Annotated in this window: 20 protein-coding genes; 10 read left to right on the top strand and 10 right to left on the bottom strand. The window is 45.5% G+C overall.

Annotated features, from left to right (window positions below):
- Positions 1-18: 18 nt before the first annotated feature.
- The 5 genes from LZZ85_RS10435 to dinB form a co-directional block, all read right to left on the bottom strand.
- Positions 19-411: an RNA-binding S4 domain-containing protein gene (locus LZZ85_RS10435; RefSeq protein ID WP_237871372.1), complete on the bottom strand. Its 393-nt coding sequence runs from the start codon at positions 409-411 to the stop codon at positions 19-21.
- Positions 412-503: 92 nt separating this feature from the next.
- A complete protein-coding gene (locus LZZ85_RS10440; RefSeq protein ID WP_237871374.1) occupies positions 504-1,865 on the bottom strand; it encodes a dipeptidase in 1,362 nt (453 codons plus the stop codon).
- Between the two features lie 52 nt (positions 1,866-1,917).
- Positions 1,918-2,841: an EamA family transporter gene (locus LZZ85_RS10445; protein ID WP_237871376.1), complete on the bottom strand. Its 924-nt coding sequence runs from the start codon at positions 2,839-2,841 to the stop codon at positions 1,918-1,920.
- 1 nt (position 2,842) lies between these two features.
- Positions 2,843-3,313, bottom strand: a complete 471-nt coding sequence (locus tag LZZ85_RS10450) for an Lrp/AsnC family transcriptional regulator (RefSeq protein WP_237871378.1) — start codon at positions 3,311-3,313, stop codon at positions 2,843-2,845.
- A gap of 435 nt (positions 3,314-3,748) precedes the next feature.
- Positions 3,749-4,906: a DNA polymerase IV gene (gene dinB / locus LZZ85_RS10455; protein WP_237871380.1), complete on the bottom strand. Its 1,158-nt coding sequence runs from the start codon at positions 4,904-4,906 to the stop codon at positions 3,749-3,751.
- A gap of 174 nt (positions 4,907-5,080) precedes the next feature.
- Here dinB and LZZ85_RS10460 point away from each other — a divergent pair, with 174 nt between their 5' ends.
- The 3 genes from LZZ85_RS10460 to LZZ85_RS10470 all read left to right on the top strand — a co-directional run bounded on the left by LZZ85_RS10460 (position 5,081) and on the right by LZZ85_RS10470 (position 7,017).
- Entirely contained in the window at positions 5,081-5,557 is a 477-nt protein-coding gene (locus LZZ85_RS10460; RefSeq protein ID WP_237871382.1) for a hypothetical protein, read from the top strand.
- 27 nt (positions 5,558-5,584) lie between these two features.
- Positions 5,585-6,163, top strand: coding sequence for a Crp/Fnr family transcriptional regulator (locus LZZ85_RS10465; protein WP_237871383.1), 579 nt, complete (start codon positions 5,585-5,587; stop codon positions 6,161-6,163).
- A 260-nt stretch (positions 6,164-6,423) separates the two neighbouring features.
- Positions 6,424-7,017 carry a DinB family protein gene (locus tag LZZ85_RS10470; RefSeq protein WP_237871386.1) on the top strand — a complete coding sequence of 198 codons (594 nt, stop codon included), beginning with the start codon at positions 6,424-6,426 and terminating at the stop codon, positions 7,015-7,017.
- Positions 7,018-7,146: 129 nt separating this feature from the next.
- Here LZZ85_RS10470 and rimM read toward each other — a convergent pair whose 3' ends face one another.
- From rimM to LZZ85_RS10490, 4 genes are all read right to left on the bottom strand, one after another.
- Positions 7,147-7,644 carry a ribosome maturation factor RimM gene (gene rimM / locus LZZ85_RS10475; RefSeq protein WP_237871388.1) on the bottom strand — a complete coding sequence of 166 codons (498 nt, stop codon included), beginning with the start codon at positions 7,642-7,644 and terminating at the stop codon, positions 7,147-7,149.
- Between the two features lie 232 nt (positions 7,645-7,876).
- Positions 7,877-8,317: a 30S ribosomal protein S16 gene (gene rpsP / locus LZZ85_RS28635; protein WP_349291740.1), complete on the bottom strand. Its 441-nt coding sequence runs from the start codon at positions 8,315-8,317 to the stop codon at positions 7,877-7,879.
- Positions 8,318-8,542: 225 nt separating this feature from the next.
- Positions 8,543-9,868 (bottom strand): signal recognition particle protein, encoded by a 1,326-nt coding sequence (gene ffh / locus LZZ85_RS10485; protein ID WP_237871391.1) that lies wholly within the window; start codon positions 9,866-9,868, stop codon positions 8,543-8,545.
- A gap of 918 nt (positions 9,869-10,786) precedes the next feature.
- Positions 10,787-11,653 carry a sigma-70 family RNA polymerase sigma factor gene (locus tag LZZ85_RS10490; protein ID WP_237871393.1) on the bottom strand — a complete coding sequence of 289 codons (867 nt, stop codon included), beginning with the start codon at positions 11,651-11,653 and terminating at the stop codon, positions 10,787-10,789.
- Positions 11,654-12,098: 445 nt separating this feature from the next.
- Between LZZ85_RS10490 and LZZ85_RS10495 the strand changes: the two genes are divergently transcribed.
- A complete protein-coding gene (locus LZZ85_RS10495; RefSeq protein ID WP_237871395.1) occupies positions 12,099-12,476 on the top strand; it encodes an START-like domain-containing protein in 378 nt (125 codons plus the stop codon).
- 75 nt (positions 12,477-12,551) lie between these two features.
- On the opposite strand, the gene LZZ85_RS10500 is transcribed toward LZZ85_RS10495, so the two are convergent.
- Positions 12,552-13,163: a hypothetical protein gene (locus tag LZZ85_RS10500; RefSeq protein WP_237871397.1), complete on the bottom strand. Its 612-nt coding sequence runs from the start codon at positions 13,161-13,163 to the stop codon at positions 12,552-12,554.
- Between the two features lie 120 nt (positions 13,164-13,283).
- Between LZZ85_RS10500 and LZZ85_RS10505 the strand changes: the two genes are divergently transcribed.
- The 6 genes from LZZ85_RS10505 (at position 13,284) to LZZ85_RS10530 (ending at position 18,208) form a co-directional block, all read left to right on the top strand.
- A complete protein-coding gene (locus LZZ85_RS10505; protein ID WP_237871398.1) occupies positions 13,284-14,750 on the top strand; it encodes an LptF/LptG family permease in 1,467 nt (488 codons plus the stop codon).
- Positions 14,751-14,760: 10 nt separating this feature from the next.
- Complete coding sequence (locus LZZ85_RS10510) at positions 14,761-15,513, top strand: superoxide dismutase (protein WP_237871400.1); 753 nt, start codon at positions 14,761-14,763, stop codon at positions 15,511-15,513.
- 17 nt (positions 15,514-15,530) lie between these two features.
- On the top strand, positions 15,531-16,229 hold the full coding sequence (locus tag LZZ85_RS10515) for a M949_RS01915 family surface polysaccharide biosynthesis protein (protein ID WP_237871402.1): 699 nt from the start codon (positions 15,531-15,533) through the stop codon (positions 16,227-16,229).
- 124 nt (positions 16,230-16,353) lie between these two features.
- Positions 16,354-17,388 (top strand): cation diffusion facilitator family transporter, encoded by a 1,035-nt coding sequence (locus LZZ85_RS10520; RefSeq protein WP_237871404.1) that lies wholly within the window; start codon positions 16,354-16,356, stop codon positions 17,386-17,388.
- Between the two features lies 1 nt (position 17,389).
- Entirely contained in the window at positions 17,390-17,794 is a 405-nt protein-coding gene (locus LZZ85_RS10525; protein ID WP_237871406.1) for an OsmC family protein, read from the top strand.
- A gap of 3 nt (positions 17,795-17,797) precedes the next feature.
- Positions 17,798-18,208 carry an RrF2 family transcriptional regulator gene (locus tag LZZ85_RS10530; RefSeq protein ID WP_038097453.1) on the top strand — a complete coding sequence of 137 codons (411 nt, stop codon included), beginning with the start codon at positions 17,798-17,800 and terminating at the stop codon, positions 18,206-18,208.
- Positions 18,209-18,367: the final 159 nt, after the last annotated feature.

The following is an 18,367-nucleotide window of genomic DNA, read 5'->3' on the forward strand; positions in this document are numbered from 1 at the left end:
TAAATGAAGTAGCCGTTGTCAGTTTTCGTCCGTTCCTAAAAACCCGTCCAGGTCTCTGCGTTCCCGCTTGGTCGGTCTGCCGATCTTACTTTGCCGTTTGCCTGTATGGAAGCTTGCCGCCTGGAATTGCAGGCGCTGGATCTCTTCTTCCGGGGTAATGTCAAGGTAGTATTTAATGGCTTCCGGATAGGCCATACGATTATGCAGCAGCCCTGTTACCTTGATCCGCCAGCGTTTTGCTTCGGTTTTCACTTCGTATTCGTCACCAACAGTTACCTGTTTGGATGCCTTTACCGAAGCTCCATCTAATTTCACTTTACCGGAATCACAAGCATCCGCAGCCATACTCCTTGTCTTAAAAAGACGGATGGCCCAGAGATACTTATCCAAACGGAGTTTTTCTTTTTCCATGGTTAACAAAGTCAAAAGTAAAAATTAAAAAAAGCTGCCTGATAAAGTGCAAAACGCTGAACCGGGCAGCTTTTTTAATTTAGGCTGCAGATTTATTCTGCAAAGAACTTATGGAAGTAAGGGATCGTTTCTATTCCCTTGTAATAATTTTCCAGGTTGTATTTTTCGTTCGGGCTGTGGAGATTGTCATTATCCAGGCCAAAGCCCATGAAGATGATCTTAATGCCAAGTTCTTTCTCCAGGATCGAGCAGATCGGAATGCTACCGCCGCCACGTACGGGGATCGGTGCTTTGCCAAAGGTAGTTTCAACAGCTTTGGACGCGGCTTTATATCCTTTACTATCGATCGGAGTCATATAAGGCTCACCGCCATGATGCAGTTCTGCTTTCACGTCAACAGAAGCGGGTGCAATAGATTTGAAGTATGCCAGCAGCTTTTCGGTGATCTTATCTGAAGACTGGTTTGGAACAAGCCTTGCAGAGATCTTTGCAAAAGCTTTGGAAGGCAATACTGTCTTCGCGCCTTCACCTGTATAGCCGCCCCAGATCCCGTTCACTTCCAGTGTTGGACGTATCCCCGTTCTTTCATAGGTGGAATATCCTTTTTCTCCCCAAAGTTCTTTCACGCCCAATTCATCTTTGTATTCCTGCTCATCATAGGGAGCTTTATTCAGGAGGTCCCTTTCTTCTTTTGTTGCAACAACCACATCGTCATAAAAACCAGGGATGGTGATATGATTGTTTTCGTCGTGGCAGGACGCGATCATCTTTGCCAGGATCGTGATCGGGTTGGCGACGGCGCCGCCATACGTACCACTATGAAGATCGCGGTTCGCGCCGGTCACTTCTACCTGGATATAACTAAGGCCGCGTACGCCCGTGTCAAGTGATGGATTCTCCATGCTCAGCATAGAGCTGTCACTGATGAGGATCACGTCTGCTTTAAGCAATGATTTATTAGCGGCAACAAATTTGCCGAGGTTAGGAGAACCGACTTCTTCTTCCCCTTCGATGAGGAATTTGATATTTGTTGTAAGCGAATCCGTTTTTGTAAGGATCTCCAGTGCTTTCACATGCATGAAGAACTGGCCTTTATCATCGGCGGAACCACGGGCGAAGACTTTGCCGTCTTTGATCACGGGTTCGAATGGGCCACTATGCCAGAGCTCGAGTGGATCGGCGGGTTGCACATCATAATGTCCATACACAAGAACTGTTGGCTTCGATGGATCGATGATCTTTTCTCCATAAACAACAGGATATCCTTCCGTGGGCATTACCTCTGCCTTGTCGCAGCCTGCAGCAAGTAAACCTTTCTTCACTGCTTCAGCACATTTCAGCATATCTTCTTTGTGTTCACTTTTTGCACTGATGGAAGGAATGCGCAATAGCTCCAGCATTTCTTCCAGAAAACGTTCTTTATTCTTTTCCTGATAATCTTTCCAGGTCTGCATAGTAATAACTTTTATTTCTGAAAATAGTGACTGCGAAGATAACATTTGCCGTTCAATTGGCCTTTTTGGAGAAACTCACGAGGATCACTCCCAACAGGATCACGCCAAGGGCCAGCAGTTGTTTTGGATTGATGGGTTCATGGAGGATCAATGAACCTAAGAATACTGCGACCACTGGATTCACATAGGCGTAGGTTCCAACGATTGCGGGCGAGCGGACACTCAGCAACCATACATACGCCATATAACCGATCAATGATCCAAAGGTAACGAGGTAGATCAGGGCGAGGATGGAGTTTGTGGAAACAGCATTGATGTCAAGGCGGTGATGTTCCCCCATAGCCAGGCCCAGGATCAGGGAGGCCAGACCCGCTGCCATCATTTGAAACGATGCCTTCATTCCCGTTGACGCAGCCATAGGCGTATACTTTGAATACAGTGAGCCGATCGACCAGAAGATCGTTCCAATGACCAGTACAAAGAAGCTGAGCACGATCATCTTGTCGCCGGAGAAATCGATGGACTTCTTATCTGCAAACAATAGCATCACCCCGGCAAATCCGACGAGCAGGCCGCCCATGATCCATTTGCTGGAGAAATTACTTTTCCAGTTGCGTTTGTCAAACAGTACAAACCAGAGAGGAACAGTGGCAACAATGATCGCTGCCAGCCCGGTGGTGATATATTGTTCCACCCACGCAAGGGAACCTGTTCCAAAGAACAGCATCAGTACACCGCTCAACGAGATCCTAGCGATCGCATGGGGAGCAGGCGTGTGTTCTCCCCGGATGCGGGAGACGCCGTACAGGATCAGCCCGGCTGTCAGAAATCTTGCTCCGGCCATCATTAATGGCGGGATATCCTCAATAGCGATCATGATCGCGATATAGGTAGATCCCCAGATTATATAGATCGCAGCAAAAGCTGCGATGATCATTGCTTTAGAAGGTTGTTTTCCTTTATGGTCAGTAGGCATATCACATTTTTTTAGGAATTGGCAAATGGTTACTTTCTTTCAGGGTCTCCAGCACGATCGTTGTTTTGGTGGAAAGCAATCCGGGGATCTTGCTGAATTTGTCACGCATCAATTGCGCCAGCGATTGCGGATCACGGGCGCGGACCTTGGCGATATAACAATCCTCTCCGGCGATGTGATGCAGTTCCAGCACTTCGGGCAGTTTGGAAAGCTGTTTTGCTACAGAAATATTGCCCGGCCCTTCGCTGCTTTTGATAAAAATGAATGCCAGCAGTTTCAGGTCTATATATTCCGGGTGCACACGTGCTGTCTGTTCAAGGATCACTCCTTTTTGCTTTAGCTTTTTTACTCTCTCCAATACGGCGGAGGGTGCCATCTTCACTTTTTTTGCGAGATTGGTATTGGAGGTTGTGGCATCCTGCTGAAGCTGGGTGAGGATCGCGAGGTCGATGGAATCCAGTGTGACAGACATATTCAGAATTTAATTCGGTAAAGTTAGTGTTTTGCTGAATTAAATTCTGGATATGGATAATTAAAATATGAAAGACTGTGAAAGGAATTGCGGAAGGATAATGTAGCCCACGATTTCAATCTTGGGTGGACAATTTGGGGAATTCTGCGGTGGGGTAATTGAACATTCATTCATCCCGCGATTTAAATGAAATGTCGTTTAGTTAAGCAGCCCTGGTGCGTGCCTTATTACACGTCAACTTGAGGTTTGCCTGGCGTAGAAGTAGCGCGGCGGACGCGGCGATACGCAGCGTCCGCAACGTAAACAGCCATAGAACATCTTGTATTTCGCCGCGCTCTCCGCGTATCGCCGCGTCCGCTGCGTTACTTCAGGGCTGCTAACTAAACGACATTGGATTGAAATCGTGAGCTATTGCGCATAGCGAAAAAAGATTGCTCATTTCGTTTTCTTCCTCAGCGAACTCGCTTTTGAAACAAGCTCGCTCCCAAACTGGTTCTTGATATTGTCAACGGCCTTGTACAAATTCAGCTTGCTGATATTATTATCAAACAAACTCATTTGCATGGTGAATGGGATAAGCTGACTGAACCGTACACCGATCAGTCTTACAGGCCGGCCTTTCTGGTATGATTTGTTGAAGAGATCTTTTGCTTTGGCAATCAATTGATCATCCAGCGCTGTATAATCGATCGTTTCCTGGCGGGAGGAAACTTCAAAGTCGGAATATTTGATCTTGATGGTAACACATCCGGTGAGTTTTTCATCTTCCCGTAACCCGTATGCTGTTTTTTCTGTCAGCCTTACGATCTCTTTATGAAGAAAAGCAATATCGGTATAGTCTTTATCAAATGTATTTTCATGGCTCATACTCTTTTGTTCCCAGCCGGTTTCAATTTCTGCACTGCCGCGTCCATGCGCTTTGTTCCACAGTGATTCGCCCCATTTGCCTGCGTATTTTTCGATCAGCTCTTTGGGTGTGCGGGCGATGTCTTCAATTTTATAAAGACCGAATGTTTTCAGATGTTGTTCCGTCTGTTTGCCTACACCGTTGATCTTTTCAATACCCAATGGCCAGAGAAAATCAGTTTCCCTTCCATGAGGTATTTCCAGGAAACCGTTTGGCTTGGCTTCATTCGTGGCCATTTTTGCAATGAATTTTGCTGAACCAAGCCCGCAGGAGATCGGCAAGCCAGTCTCTTTGATGATGTATTCACGAAGCTCGCGCGTATAATGGCTTACACCAAAGAACTTATCCATTCCTGTCATATCACAATAGAACTCGTCTATTGATGCCTTTTCAAAGGCGGGAACTTTCTCGTGGATGATCTCGGTGACTATGCGTGAATATTTGCTGTATTCTCCGCGGCTGCTATTAGTGACAATTGCATGAGGGCAAAGCTGCAATGCCTTTTTCATCGGCATGGCTGAATGGATACCAAACTTCCGCGCTTCGTAACTGCAGGCCGCTACAACGCCACGCTCATATCCTCCCACCAGCACCGGCTTACCCTTCAGAGAAGGGTTATTGAGGATCTCGACCGACACAAAAAACGAGTCGAGATCGAAGTGGGCGATATAGCGTTTCTGGAACAAGAGGACGAATTTACGACTAAAGAATTTAGTTTTCGAAAAGAGGGGAAAGAAGGCGGTGAAGTTTTAGATTAGTGGTTTGTTTTACTTGTTAGCTATTGGCTGTCAATTGGAAAAGGTGGATATAAATTTATTCAGGCCTTTCTGCTTTGCGGGTTTTTCGCTTAGATTTGGAAGATGGAATGGGACTGGCTTAAAACCGGCGTCGGGCCGTTAAAAGATCTGCTTACTTTTTTAAACAAGGAAGGCAAAACAAATGATGTATTGAAAAAGCAGGTGATCCGTGAATTGCGGAATAACCTGAACATTTTTCATAATGGTTTTTTTAATAGCGTTAAATCGGATGTGCTCGTTGATCTTCTCAGTAATGAAGCGGTCAAGGAAGCGATCAAGAATAATTTCCGTTTCAGGAAATTGAAACCGGGAAGTATCGAACCATATCATGTGTATGATGATCGTAACAAAAAGTATATCGGTTGGGATGCGGAGAGACTGATCGATAAGATCGATGAAAAGATCGAGGAGTTGCGGAACATCAAAAAGATGAATGGCGACAGTCTTGAAAAAGTAAGAAACAATATTTCACTCATGCTTAGCAATCTTTACTATCGCATGAAGCTGCTCGCTGATTTTATCCGTTCGGATATGAAGTGATCATAAGCCATACAAATCTGATCTGCCTTGTCTGTTCAACAGCTCCATACATTTATCCAGGCCATTTATCCGTTAAAGGAGAAAGAATGGGAAGCTTTTTCTTCCATCTGGACTCCATTTGAATGCAAGCGCAAGACCATGCTTACGGCCATTGGTGAAACGGAAAAGCACCTATATTTCGTCCTGGAAGGATTGCAACGGGCATTTTATATAGGGGAAGATAACCAGGAAGGGACGATCGTGTTCACCTATCCTCCTTCATTTTCCGGAGTGGCGGATTCATTTTTAACCCAGACCCCTTCAAAGTATTTTTTTGAAACACTGAGCACCAGTAAATTTCTGCGGACCACATATAAGCAGATGGAGGAACTAATGCTGCAATACCCGGATGTTCAGGGAATGGTATTGCGGATCACGGCTTTTGCATTGAAAGGTGTATTGGAGAGGCAAGTGGAACTGCAGTGTTTCAGTGCGGAGGAGAAGTTCAGGACTTTGTTGAAGCGAAGCCCGCATGTGCTGCAGATCATCCCGCATAAATACCTGGCGTCTTACCTGGGAATTGATCCGGCGACATTCAGCAAGTTGTTGAGTAGTAAAAGAATTTAATTTGTGTGAGAGTATCGCAGAGGAAAAGTATCGCAGAGGACGCAAAGAGTTCGCAAAGAGCGCAAAGATAGCCTTCGCGTGCTCTGCGAACTCTTTGCGTCCTCTGCGAACTCTTTGCGTCCTCTGCGATACTCTTTGCGTGCTCTGCGAGCTCTTTGCGTCCTTTGCGATACTCTCACACCACACAGTCATAAAATCTTGATCTGCGCAAAGATTTTACAAAAGCGCCCGATCTAGCTTTGCTGCACAAACAAACGAACATGAAACTATTTAACAGCAATACGCTTATAGACCAGTTACAGGCCAATACACGCCAGCTGATCGCCACCGCAACATTTCTTAAGAACGAGGATCCCGGAGTTCTGCTGCAGCAGCCCGGTCCCGGTAAATGGAGTGTGATACAGGTGCTGGAACATTTGAACAGCTACAGTGATTATTATCTTCCTGCTCTACAAACCGGGCTTTCTAAAAATGCTCCGGCAACACTTGATTTCAAGTCCGGGTGGCTTGGAAATTATTTTACGAACTCAATGCTCCCAAAGGAAGGCGAGGTGAGGAATAAAATGAAGGCGCCAAAGAATCACCGGCCTTCTTTTCATGCAGATGCAAAACCGGTTATTGAAAAGTTCCTCCAACAGCAACACCAGTTGCTTGGCTTACTGGAGATCGCACGGCAGAAGAATATCGGAAAGATCAGGATCCCGATCTCGCTGGCAAAGTTTATAAAACTGAAAGCAGGCGATACCTTCCGTTTTCTCATTGCACATGAACAGCGCCATTTTGTACAGATCAGGAATACGATTGAGGCGGTAACAGGGGTAGATAAAAGCCAGCACTTGAACTGGTCAGCGTAATAGTAACAGTAATAGTAAGGCGGCGGTCGCGGCGAAACAGCCGTGGGGAAAATTGTATTTCGTTGCGATCGCTGCGTATCGCTGCGTCCGCCGCGTTACTACCATGCCTCTTTAACCCAGGGTCAATACCTAAAGGTAGATCTCCAGCAAGCCATCCGGCAGCGTAACATTCACCAGTTTCTTTTTGTGGTCAATTTTGTCGATCGTTTGTTCATTCAAGGGTATAAGCACTTCTTTTTCGTTTATCTCCAATCGGCAGAGCAGTTGATGCGGCAGTTCTATCACTTCCAGTATTTCGCTCAGCGGTTCGCCATCATTAACAATAGTATAGCCGAGAATGCTACCAGGTGCTGATTTTGCCGCGAGCTTTTTGAAGTCAGCTTCGGGGATCCATACCTCTTTCTGTATGAGTTTCATCGCAGCTTCCCTCGAATCAATCCCTTCCAGTTTAATGTATACATCATCTTCCGATTTGATCTTTGCAGATTCAACAAACCACGGCAGAAACGACTGCTTTTTCTCTTCAATAAAGATTGCGGTAAGACCTTTCAGGGAACTTTTTTTTCCGAGCGTATGCGTCAGCACGAGTTCGCCTTTCAGTCCGAATACGGCGACGAGTTTTCCCATTTTGTAATATCCGGCCAAGGTGTGAAAAGTTTAAAAGTTTAATTGTTTAAAGGTTTAAAAGTTAGCTTGTTTGATTTTGAGAGGTTCATAAAATTATCGTGGCCAATAACTTTTAAACCTTTAAACAATTAAACTTTTAAACGATCTCTTCGCGTAATGAAAAAGGCGACACCCGTAGATGTCGCCTCATGAACTTTCAGGATGGAACTAGTCCGGCAGAGCCGGGTCTGATTTATCCTTCACTTCCGCCTTCCGCTTTCCTTTCAGGTCTGCGACCTGGCATAGGACGGCGGCTTCTTCTCTGGCGGGAAGCTTCTTCCTGGCGTTTTCTCACCTGGGCGTCATGTTCTGCGCTCCATTTGGTGAACTTCTCCATTGCAGTAGCATCATCAAATAAACCCAGACCAACACCTCTTAACAGGTGTTTCAGGTACAATACGCCTTTAAAGCTCAGGATGCGGCGAACGGTGTCAGTTGGAGTTGCACCTTTGCTCAACCACTCGAGCGCTTTCTGACGGTCCAGCTGAATAGTAGCAGGAACAGTCAATGGATTGTAAGTACCTAATTTCTGGATGAATTTACCATCACGCGGAGCGCGTGAGTCTGCCACTACGATGAAGTAGAAAGGTCTTTTCTTAGACCCGTGGCGTTGCAGTCGGATTTTTGCTGACATTAAATAGAAATTTAACAGCGTTAAACAATAATTGTTGATAAACCCGGTAGATACCGGAGGGCGAAAATAATGAAATGCGGAGAAAGTAAGAAGTAAAAAGTCAAAAGTAAAAATTAAAAAATAGTTTCTTCTGGTTGGAAGATTCTCAAAATTCTCAGAAGATGCCGCCTGAGGATTTTTGACTTTTTAATTTTTACTTTTGACTTTCTTCTGAGTTACAGTTATTTATCTCTTCATCCCCGGCATCATCTTGCCAAACATGTTCATCTTATTCATTCCCTTCATCATATCACGCATCTGGTCGAATTGTTTCATGAAGGCATTTACTTCAGCGATATCTTTTCCGGCGCCTTTGGCGATACGTTTGCGGCGGCTGCCGTCGATCAGGTCCGGGTTGCTTCTTTCTTCAGGAGTCATGGAGTTGATCATCGCTTCGATCCCTTTGAAGGAATCATCATTCACCTCGAGGTCTTTGATCTTGCTGCCAACGCCGGGGATCATCCCTAACAGGTCTTTCATGTTACCCATTTTCTTGATCTGCTCCAGCTGCATTTTGAAGTCGGCAAAGTCGAATTTATTCTTCCGGATCTTGCTTTCCAGCTTTTTAGCCTGCTCTTCGTTGAACTGCTCCTGTGCTTTCTCCACGAGGCTCGTGATGTCACCCATGCCCAGGATCCTTTGCGCCATACGCTCAGGGTAGAATACATCCAGGGTTTCCATTTTCTCACCGCTGCTGATGAATTTGATCGGCTTGTTGACGGTGTATTTGATGGACAGGGCCGCACCACCGCGTGTATCACCATCCAGTTTAGTGAGTACAACACCGGTAAAGTCGAGGCGATCGTTGAACGCTTTGGCAGTGTTCACGGCATCCTGCCCCGTCATACTATCCACTACGAAGAGGATCTCCTGTGGGTTCACGGCATTGCGGATATCCGCTACTTCGGTCATCATTGCTTCATCGATGGCCAGGCGGCCGGCCGTATCGATGATTACTACGTTCTTATTCTTGCTTTTGGCTTCTTTTACAGCATTTTGTGCGATGGAAACGGCGTCTTTGTTTTCCAGTTCAAGATGCACGTCCACACCGATCTGCTCACCGAGCACGCGTAACTGCTCCATCGCCGCAGGGCGGTAGATATCGGCAGCTACCAGCATGGGGGAAAAGCCCTTTTTGCTTTTGAGATAATTGGCCAGTTTACCGCTGAAAGTGGTTTTACCGCTACCCTGGAGGCCTGCGATCAGGATCACTGCAGGGTTGCCTTTGGCGTTAAAGCCGGCTTCGGCTCCACCCATCAGCTCGGTGAGTTCATCTTTTACGATCTTGATCATCAACTGGCCCGGGCTGATCGCATTGATCACTTTCTCTCCCATCGCCGTGTCCTTGATCTTATCAGTGAACTCCTTGGCAATCTTATAGTTAACGTCCGCATCTACCAATGCACGACGGATATCCTTTACCGTTGAAGCCACGTTGATCTCCGTGATCCTTCCCTGGCCTTTGAGGTTCTTAAAGGCACTTTCAAGCTTTTCCTGTAAACTGTTGAACATATCGATGATTATAAGGGGGCGAAATTACAGCTAATTAAAAATTAAAAAGTCAAAATTAAAAAGTAAAAAGGGAATGACTTTGGGGCAGCGGCAAAGTAAGCGGAATATTGATTTCTCCTCATTGCTTCCTCGGATCTTCGCCTGTTTCCCTTTGGATGATCCCGGATTTCGAGGAAGCAATGAGGAGGAACAGAGGAAGCATAGAGGGTTGAAAGAAGGAGTCTCCCGAATGAAGAAGGTTAGAAAGTGAAATTGTGACGCAGTAAACCGCCCTCCGAAAATACCCGGAAATGGTCAGTGTTTTGAAGGCTTCTTGTTCGAGGTTAGTTCGAGAGGAGGAATGCAAAAGAATGGCCTGGGAGGGAACCTGGGGCAGTCGCTCAAAAGATCTATCGCCCTCAGCGTGTCAGCTTGTCACCATTTTTCACTGCCTAAGATCCCGTCAAACTTTGGACGGCCAAAGGACGACTAAGAGACGAACTAACGACGACTAACAACCATTTCAAAAACAGGTGGAATTTGACCCTGAATGATTATCATCAGGCAACACATCAGCTGGCTTCGCGTGCCAGAATGTCGTATCTAAGGAGCATATATCGCTTCAAAGCCTGCTCACGTTTTTTGTGCCCGATCAGACAGCTATCGCTTAAAAACTTATAAGTGGACAAGTGATAATAATCTGTTTGCAGAATGCCGGCAAGCCTGATTACATCAGGCGAGGGACCGAAGCAAAAGCAAAAACTTTAAACTTTTACATTCAGACAACCATCCCACAACTTTTACGCTCAATCCGGTAAAGTATGTACAGCGTAAGATCTCAAAAGTAAAAAGTCAAAAGTAAAACAGCTTCCTGCGAAGGAGACCATTTTTGACTTTTGACTTTTTATTTTTTAATTCGAAGAGTAGAAGTTTATTTCATTAGCCTAAATAGGTTCTTAAAAGTTTGCAACGATTGGTTGTTCTCAGTTTGGTGATCGCTTTGTCTTTGATCTGGCGAACGCGTTCACGTGTGAGGTTGAATTTTTCGCCGATGTCTTCCAGGCTCATTGGGTGATCAACACCGATCCCGAAGAAATAGCAGATCACTTCTTTCTGCCTTTCAGTAAGCAGCTTCAGTGAGCGGTCGATCTCGGTTTTCAATGACTGATTGTGGTCCAGTTCCCCGTCTGTTTTTTCTGCATTGGGATTGATCAGTACATCGATCAGGGTGCTGTCTTCGCCTTCAGAAAGTGGGGTGTCCATGCTGACGTGGCGTGCGGAGATGCCCAAAGTTGCGGAAACCTCTTCCAGGTCCATTTGCAGCATATCTGCAAGTTCTTCCGCCGATGGCTCTCTTTCAAATTGCTGCTCAAGGGTGGAGAAAGCTTTCTGGATCCTGTTGGTAAGGCCTACTTTGTTCAGCGGCAGCCTGACGATCCTGGATTGCTCAGCCAAAGCCTGTAAAATGCTCTGACGGATCCACCAAACAGCGTAAGAAATGAATTTGAAACCACGGGTTTCGTCGAAGCGTTGGGCAGCCTTGATCAGGCCGACATTGCCCTCATTGATGAGGTCGGGCAGAGATAAACCCTGATTCTGATACTGTTTTGCAACGGAAACAACGAAACGAAGATTGGCTTTGGTGAGACGGTCGAGGGCTCGTTGATCTCCCTGTCTGATCAGTGCCGCCAGGCGGACCTCCTCTTCAGGGGTGATCAATTCGACTTTGCCAATCTCCTGGAGGTACTTCTCCAGACTTTGAGATTCACGATTCGTAATCGACTTCGTGATCTTCAATTGACGCATGCTCATAGGTTTGGTATTTAGATGGTTATTTTAAGGATTGTGACTTAAAGTTTTGGTTAGGTTAGCCTTTAAAAACACCCATCACGGTTTTTCATGTGCATATCATTTCTCCAGCTATTACGGCCCCCGTTTACCCGCAGTTTAAAGGTTTAACAGTTTTAAAAGTTGACATTAAACTTTTAAACTATTAAACCTTTAAACTCATACGCACACGGCGCAATAATGTTGAAATGACACTTTTTAAGGAATTGGATGTTAAGGCAATTTAAGCTTTCGCTTAATATGTCCCAAAAATTCTTTGGAATATCTTAACGTTTTCAATAATCTTTTTATTTTATCCGTGTATAACTGTTTTTGGAAACAGCGAAAAATAAAGAGCAAATAATTTTGCGCGGTCGATTTATTTTTTATTATTGCAGCCCTGAGTGATTTTAATTAACTGACGATGAGTAAGCAATTATATACGCTAGAGTTTCCCGTAAGGTGTTCACCTTCTATATTATATGAATTTTTATCTACCCCGGCTGGATTAGGAGAATGGTTCGCGGAAAAGGTCGATGAGCGGGATAATATTTTCTATTTCGGCTGGAATGGCTCCTTTGACAAGGCGGAAGTACTGGAAAGTGAAGAAAATAGTTTTATCCGTTTTCGCTGGCTGGAAGCCCCTCAAAATGAATATTTCGAATTCGGTATCGAGAAATCAGAGATCACTAACCAGACGATCCTGGTGGTGAAGGATTTTGCCGAAAAGAAAGATATCAAGGACCAGGCTTTGCTCTGGGACCATCAGGTAAAAGATCTGTTTCACCGTTTGGGGAACTAAGAGGACGAAAACTCCTCCTGGGCTAAAGCTAAGGCGCCGGAGGTGGTGAAGTAGTTCAAAACCCGTTGATCGGTGTCAGGCGATAGTTTTTATCAGGCGGTTGAAGTTTGCCAGTAAACTTATGTCAAGAGTATCCCAGTTCTCCAGGGATATTTTTTTTGCCAGTTTGATAAATGAATGCGTTTGCAGATGTTGCCGGAATTGGAGTTCATCCATTTCCCGCAGCGCTGTATAGTTGTCGTTCTCGAAGTGATGATCCCAGGCAGATAAGTTATGACTGATATAGAATTCATCGTTTCTTAACATATCCCATTCATCTGCGATACGCTCCCGGTACCGGTCTTTATGCCTTCCGGAAAGAAGCAGCGTTGTACTGAAAAAATTACCCCACCAGAACATGGTGCGGACAGCAAAAAGATTATCCCGGTCAAAATAGCGGGGATGGTCAAGCACCATCCATGGAAGGCCGAGGTAGTTCTCGCCCCGGGAGATCTTCGGCGAGGGTTGCAGCACCTCTGCCGGCAAACGGTCTTTTACTCCCAGCAATATTTCATTCTGACCATCCTGCAGCGAAGCCAGCATCAGTTTTATTTTTTCAAGCACTGCATTCTTTGTTAAAAGCCAGCTGGAATCAGTAACTAATTGCTCCTCAAACCGCGAAAGCTGTATTTTTGGGGAATCATTCATTTCTCAAAAATAAACAATCAACCCGCCTCCGGACAATGTCGTTCAGTTAAATGAACTGGTACAGGGTATTTTCAAATATCACGACATCGCCTCAGGGGTACACGCACAGGATATTCGCAGATGTTCAAGAAACTCGATAAGCTTATCATTAAGGCCTTCATCGGCCCGTTCATCGCCACCTTCTTTATCACCCTGATGGTGCTGGTAATGCAGTTCTTTTGGCTTTATATCGATGATTTCGTGGGTAAAGGTCTTGGGGTGGATGTTGTATTGAAATTCATCTGGTATCAAAGCGCCGTGCTCGTACCGCTCGCCCTTCCGCTGGCTGTATTGCTGTCTTCATTAATGACGTTTGGCAACCTGGGTGAAAGTTTCGAACTTGTTGCGATCAAATCCGCAGGCATATCCCTTCTGCGGTTTATGCGCCCACTGCTCATCATTTCCATTTTTATCAGCATACTGGCCTTCCTTTTTTCCAATTATGTGATTCCTGTTGCATACCTGAAATCCAGGACCATGCTTTCAGATATCGTTTGGGCAAAACCTGCTTTCGATCTGAAGGAAGGGGTGTTCTATGACAGGATGAATGGCTTCGCGATCAAGATAGGCGAAAAAGAAAAGAATGACAGTGTGATCCGTGATGTGATCGTGTATGAGCAACAGCAGAATGGTTTGCAGGACAACTTCGTCATTGCCCGAAGCGGCATCATGCGCGTGTCGGCAGACAAACGGTTTCTTGAGTTTAACCTGAAGGATGGCTGGCGCTACCAGGAGAAGGGAAACAATCCAAATTCCGCGAAGAACGATTATATACGTCTTGGCTTCAAGGAATACAATAAGCAGTTTGATATCAGTTCAATGCTGCCCACCTTCACGAATGATTCCTCAAACCGCAACAATGAGAAGTTCTATAGTATGCGTCAATTGAACCGGGCGATCGATTCATTGAAAAAAGAGAACGCATTTATCAAAAATAATCTTGAAAAGGGTTTATATCTCTCTTTTCTGTTCAACAGGTATCTTGATAGTACCTCGGCGAAAAAAAATCCGGGGGACAGCGCTTTCCAGGCCGCCAAAACGCTGGACGAGTTATTGCCGGATTCGGCCAGGTACACTGTTGCACAACAAGCCATAGGCGAAGCATCCTCCATGAGCGCGTCGATCAATGCGGCAGATATGAATATGACCGAACGGGATAAACAGTACAGGAAACACCAGATCGAATGGCACCGGAAGATCGTGTTATCTGTTGCCTGTGTGGTGCTGTTCCTTATCGGTGCCCCACTGGGTTCCATTATCCGTAAAGGAGGTTTGGGTACGCCACTGATCGCTGCGATCTGCTTTTTCATGGTGTTCTACTTCTCAACGACCGTGGGTGAAAAATTCGCGAAAGAAGGTCAGTGGAGTACATTCTCCGGAATGTGGCTCGCGATATTTGTACTGCTGCCCATAGGATTCTTCCTGATCTATAAAGCCATGCGCGATTCACAACTTTTCAATAAAGAAGCGTATACCCGATTGTTCAGAGCCATAGCAAATTTTTTCCGCAGGTTCAAACCTGCTACCGGTAGGAATATCAGCAACTAAAAGACAGGATATGCAAGACAATTCAACATCAAGACGGAAATTTATTACAGACTCTGCCAAATCCGTGCTGGCCGTAAGTGCCGGCGTAATGGCAACCGGTTCTTTGTTACAATCGTGCGGCATTATTGGGAAATCGCAATCATCGGCCAACAATACAGGATTCGCACAGGCTCCATTAGGTTATGGTTATAACAGTCTTGAACGTGCTATCGATGCACAAACCATGGAGATCCATTATTCGAAACATGCGGCAACTTATGCCAGCAACCTGAAAGAGGCGGCAGCTGCTGAAGGCGTGGATACAAAAAAGCCATTGGAAGATGTGCTGGCAAAGATCTCAAAGTACTCTGCAAAAATGCGCAACAATGCCGGCGGACATTATAATCATGAATTATTCTGGAAAACACTTTCTCCTGACGGAGGAGGAAAACCCGAAGGGAAATTGCTCACCGCGATCGAACAAAGTTTCAATTCATTTGACAGCTTTAAAACACAACTGGCAGATGCGGGTAAGAATCGTTTCGGAAGTGGCTGGGCATGGTTATACATCGGTGCAGATAAAAAACTACTCATTGGTTCTACACCAAACCAGGATAATCCACTGATGAATGTGAGCGAGATCAAAGGCAGTCCACTGCTTGGTCTTGATGTTTGGGAGCATGCTTATTACCTGCGTTATCAGAATCGTCGCGCTGATTATATCAATGCCTGGTGGAGTGTGGTGAACTGGAAATTCGTGGAGCAACGATTTGCATCTTTTTGATACAATGTTCCAATAGTATGTTTAAATTTTTATGTCTGCTGCTTTTACCGGCGTTTTGTTATGGGCAAAATAGTTTCCCGGGCGTTGAACGATTGAAGGCAGCTGCTATTCCGGCAGAAATAAAGATCCGGGGCAAGATCGAGGATGCATGGAAGTGGACTGATAAACTTGGAGAGAATATACTGGTCACAGCGGTTCTCGGTCCGTACAAAGACAAGAGCAAGGTGATAGATGGCGAAACAAATAACGTCGAATTATTTGCAGCGCATTATGTGAAAACTGACTCCGGATATAGAGTGCGCTGGAGGATGAATGACTTTGTAAAAGATTGCGAACTGGACCTTGTATGTCATTTTATGCGGGAAGCATTCAAGGTCACTGATCTGGATAATAATGGCATAGCGGAAACAAAGTTGCAGTATAAAATGGTATGCCACGGTGATGTGTCTCCACCTTATATGAAACTTATAATGCATGAAGATTCCATCAAGTATGCTCTCAGAGGCGAAATGTGGGTGATAGGTGCCAGTGAGGATACGGTATTCAGGGTTACTGAAAAGAATGTCAACCTTGAAAAGTTTCCGGCGAAAGAAGATGACTATACCTGGGTGATGGGGCGTTATGAAACGGAGAAAGACTTTGTACGGGCACCGCAGCAGTTTCTGATCTTCGCGCGGAAGGAGTGGCTGAAGTTTGCGAAGGAGACCTTCGAGTAGCGGTGCATTGCTAATGAATCGAAAAGAGTATCGCAAAGGACGCTGAGGTCCGCAGAGTTCGCGAAGTCTTCGCGTGCTTCGCGGACCTCAGCGCCCTTTGCGATACTTTCTTTAACTTTGCCAATTGAAATCAGCCAATCAAAATCTCCAGGTCCAAAAATGGGTTGCCGGCATCTCTGTCGTGCTGCTGGCTGTGAAGTTCGTTGCTTATTTCTCCACCCGGTCTGTTTCCATTCTTACTGATGCGCTTGAAAGTATTGTGAATGTAGCGGCGGGTTTTATCGGGCTGTACAGCCTGTACATTGCCGCAAAGCCGCGGGACGTTGATCATCCTTATGGCCATGGTAAGGCAGAGTTCCTCTCGGCCGCCATTGAAGGTACTATGGTCGGAATTGCCGGGATCGTCATCCTCTATAATGCCATTCTCAGTTTTATTCATCCTGTCGGGATCAAAAAGCTGGATACAGGTATCTGGCTGGTGGCGGCTACAGCAGTGATCAATTTTCTGGTGGGATGGTACTGCATTCGTATCGGAGCAAAAAACAACTCCGCCGCTCTTCAGGCCAGCGGGAAGCATTTGCAAACGGATACGCTGACGACAGTGGGCATCATTGCCGGCCTCTTACTTTTATATTTTACCAAACTGAACTGGATAGATGGTGTAGTGGCGATCATTTTCGGCAGCCTGATCATTGTGATGGGATACAGGATCGTGAGAAGCTCGATCGCGGGCATCATGGACGAAGCGGACATGAAACTGCTCGGACGGCTGGTAGAGTTGCTGAATGCGGACCGGCGGACAAACTGGATCGACCTGCACAACCTCCGCATGATCAAGTACGGCAGTGTACTGCATATTGATTGTCATTTGACTGTTCCATGGTATCTTGATGTAAACCAGGCACATGAAGAGATCGATGCGCTGATCGCACTGGTGAGGAAAGAATTTGGAGAGTCTGTTGAGTTTTTCGTCCATTCGGACGGCTGTTTGCCCAGTTCCTGCCCGATTTGTGATAAGATGGAATGTCCGGTACGAAAGCATAATTTTGAACGGAAAATCAGGTGGACGCTCGAAAATATTGTTCAGAATAAGAAACATACCCTGGAGTCCGGCACCAGCCCGGTACCCACCGATCACTTAATAAAGATAAAAGAATAAAATGGCGGCATTAAAAACAAGCACAACCTGGATCAAGGGACAAGAGTTTGAAAGTGAGCATGATGGTAATAAGATCAATGTTGACGGCGACAAGAAGAACGGGCATGGTCCGAAAGCATTGTTATTGTCAGGCCTGGCAGGATGCTCAGGGATCGATGTAGTGGATATTCTGCATAAAATGAAAGTGGAGTTCTCCGATTTTTCGATCGATGTTGAAGCCGATCAAACAGAAGAGCATCCAAAAGTGTTTAAAGATATACAGGTCACCTATCGTCTGAAGACCGCAACTGATAATTTAGAGAAAGTAAAAAAAGCGATCAATTTGTCATTGGATAAATATTGCGGAGTATCGGCCATGCTAAAAAAGAATTCGGCTATCAACTACACCGTAGAAATTTTGAATTAAGTTATGCTTTCAAAAAAATCACAGTACGCGTTCAAAGCGCTGGGGTATCTCACGGAGAAATATAATGAAGGCCCGATCCTGATCTCCGAGATAGCGAAAAAGAAAAAGATCCCGTTGAAATTCCTGGAGAATATCCTGCTGGAGTTAAAGAAAGCGGATATTCTTGATAGTAAAAAAGGGAAAGGAGGGGGATACTTTCTGAAAAAGAGCCCTGAGAAAACCAAGGTAGCAACGATCATCCGCCTGGTAAACGGTCCCATCTCTATGCTTCCCTGCGTGAGTTTATATTTTTATGAGCGATGTAAGAATTGCAATGAGAAGCATTGCGGACTTCATGATATGATGATCGAAGTCCGGGATGCCACGCTGAACATTGTTGAGAACCGGACGTTGAAGGATCTTGTTGACTATTAAGGGAGATAGTGTTTCAAACGGAGAAGCCTTTTACACCTGCACTTTTGCGAAGTGCAGGTGTAAAAGGCTTCTCCGTTTGAGGAGGGGTTTTTTCGACGGGAGCGTCGAAGGGCGCTTTTTTTTTGCCGGAGGGGCAATGCCTCTTTTTTTTCGACGGCG

The organism is Terrimonas ginsenosidimutans (assembly GCF_022012415.1).
GTDB classification, from domain to species: Bacteria; Bacteroidota; Bacteroidia; order Chitinophagales; family Chitinophagaceae; genus Terrimonas_A; species Terrimonas_A ginsenosidimutans.

Coding starts and splice junctions, on each gene's coding strand:
- LZZ85_RS10525 (WP_237871406.1), top strand. CDS start 17,390: ATGGCGGCATTAAAAACAAGCACAACCTGGATCAAGGGACAAGAGTTT.
- LZZ85_RS10470 (WP_237871386.1), top strand. CDS start 6,424: ATGAAACTATTTAACAGCAATACGCTTATAGACCAGTTACAGGCCAAT.
- LZZ85_RS10445 (WP_237871376.1), bottom strand. CDS start 2,841: ATGCCTACTGACCATAAAGGAAAACAACCTTCTAAAGCAATGATCATC.
- LZZ85_RS10500 (WP_237871397.1), bottom strand. CDS start 13,163: ATGAATGATTCCCCAAAAATACAGCTTTCGCGGTTTGAGGAGCAATTA.
- LZZ85_RS10510 (WP_237871400.1), top strand. CDS start 14,761: ATGCAAGACAATTCAACATCAAGACGGAAATTTATTACAGACTCTGCC.
- LZZ85_RS10435 (WP_237871372.1), bottom strand. CDS start 411: ATGGAAAAAGAAAAACTCCGTTTGGATAAGTATCTCTGGGCCATCCGT.
- LZZ85_RS10450 (WP_237871378.1), bottom strand. CDS start 3,313: ATGTCTGTCACACTGGATTCCATCGACCTCGCGATCCTCACCCAGCTT.
- LZZ85_RS10515 (WP_237871402.1), top strand. CDS start 15,531: ATGTTTAAATTTTTATGTCTGCTGCTTTTACCGGCGTTTTGTTATGGG.
- LZZ85_RS10505 (WP_237871398.1), top strand. CDS start 13,284: ATGTTCAAGAAACTCGATAAGCTTATCATTAAGGCCTTCATCGGCCCG.
- LZZ85_RS10530 (WP_038097453.1), top strand. CDS start 17,798: ATGCTTTCAAAAAAATCACAGTACGCGTTCAAAGCGCTGGGGTATCTC.
- LZZ85_RS10460 (WP_237871382.1), top strand. CDS start 5,081: ATGGAATGGGACTGGCTTAAAACCGGCGTCGGGCCGTTAAAAGATCTG.
- rpsP (WP_349291740.1), bottom strand. CDS start 8,317: ATGTCAGCAAAAATCCGACTGCAACGCCACGGGTCTAAGAAAAGACCT.
- LZZ85_RS10490 (WP_237871393.1), bottom strand. CDS start 11,653: ATGCGTCAATTGAAGATCACGAAGTCGATTACGAATCGTGAATCTCAA.
- rimM (WP_237871388.1), bottom strand. CDS start 7,644: ATGGGAAAACTCGTCGCCGTATTCGGACTGAAAGGCGAACTCGTGCTG.
- ffh (WP_237871391.1), bottom strand. CDS start 9,868: ATGTTCAACAGTTTACAGGAAAAGCTTGAAAGTGCCTTTAAGAACCTC.
- LZZ85_RS10440 (WP_237871374.1), bottom strand. CDS start 1,865: ATGCAGACCTGGAAAGATTATCAGGAAAAGAATAAAGAACGTTTTCTG.
- LZZ85_RS10495 (WP_237871395.1), top strand. CDS start 12,099: ATGAGTAAGCAATTATATACGCTAGAGTTTCCCGTAAGGTGTTCACCT.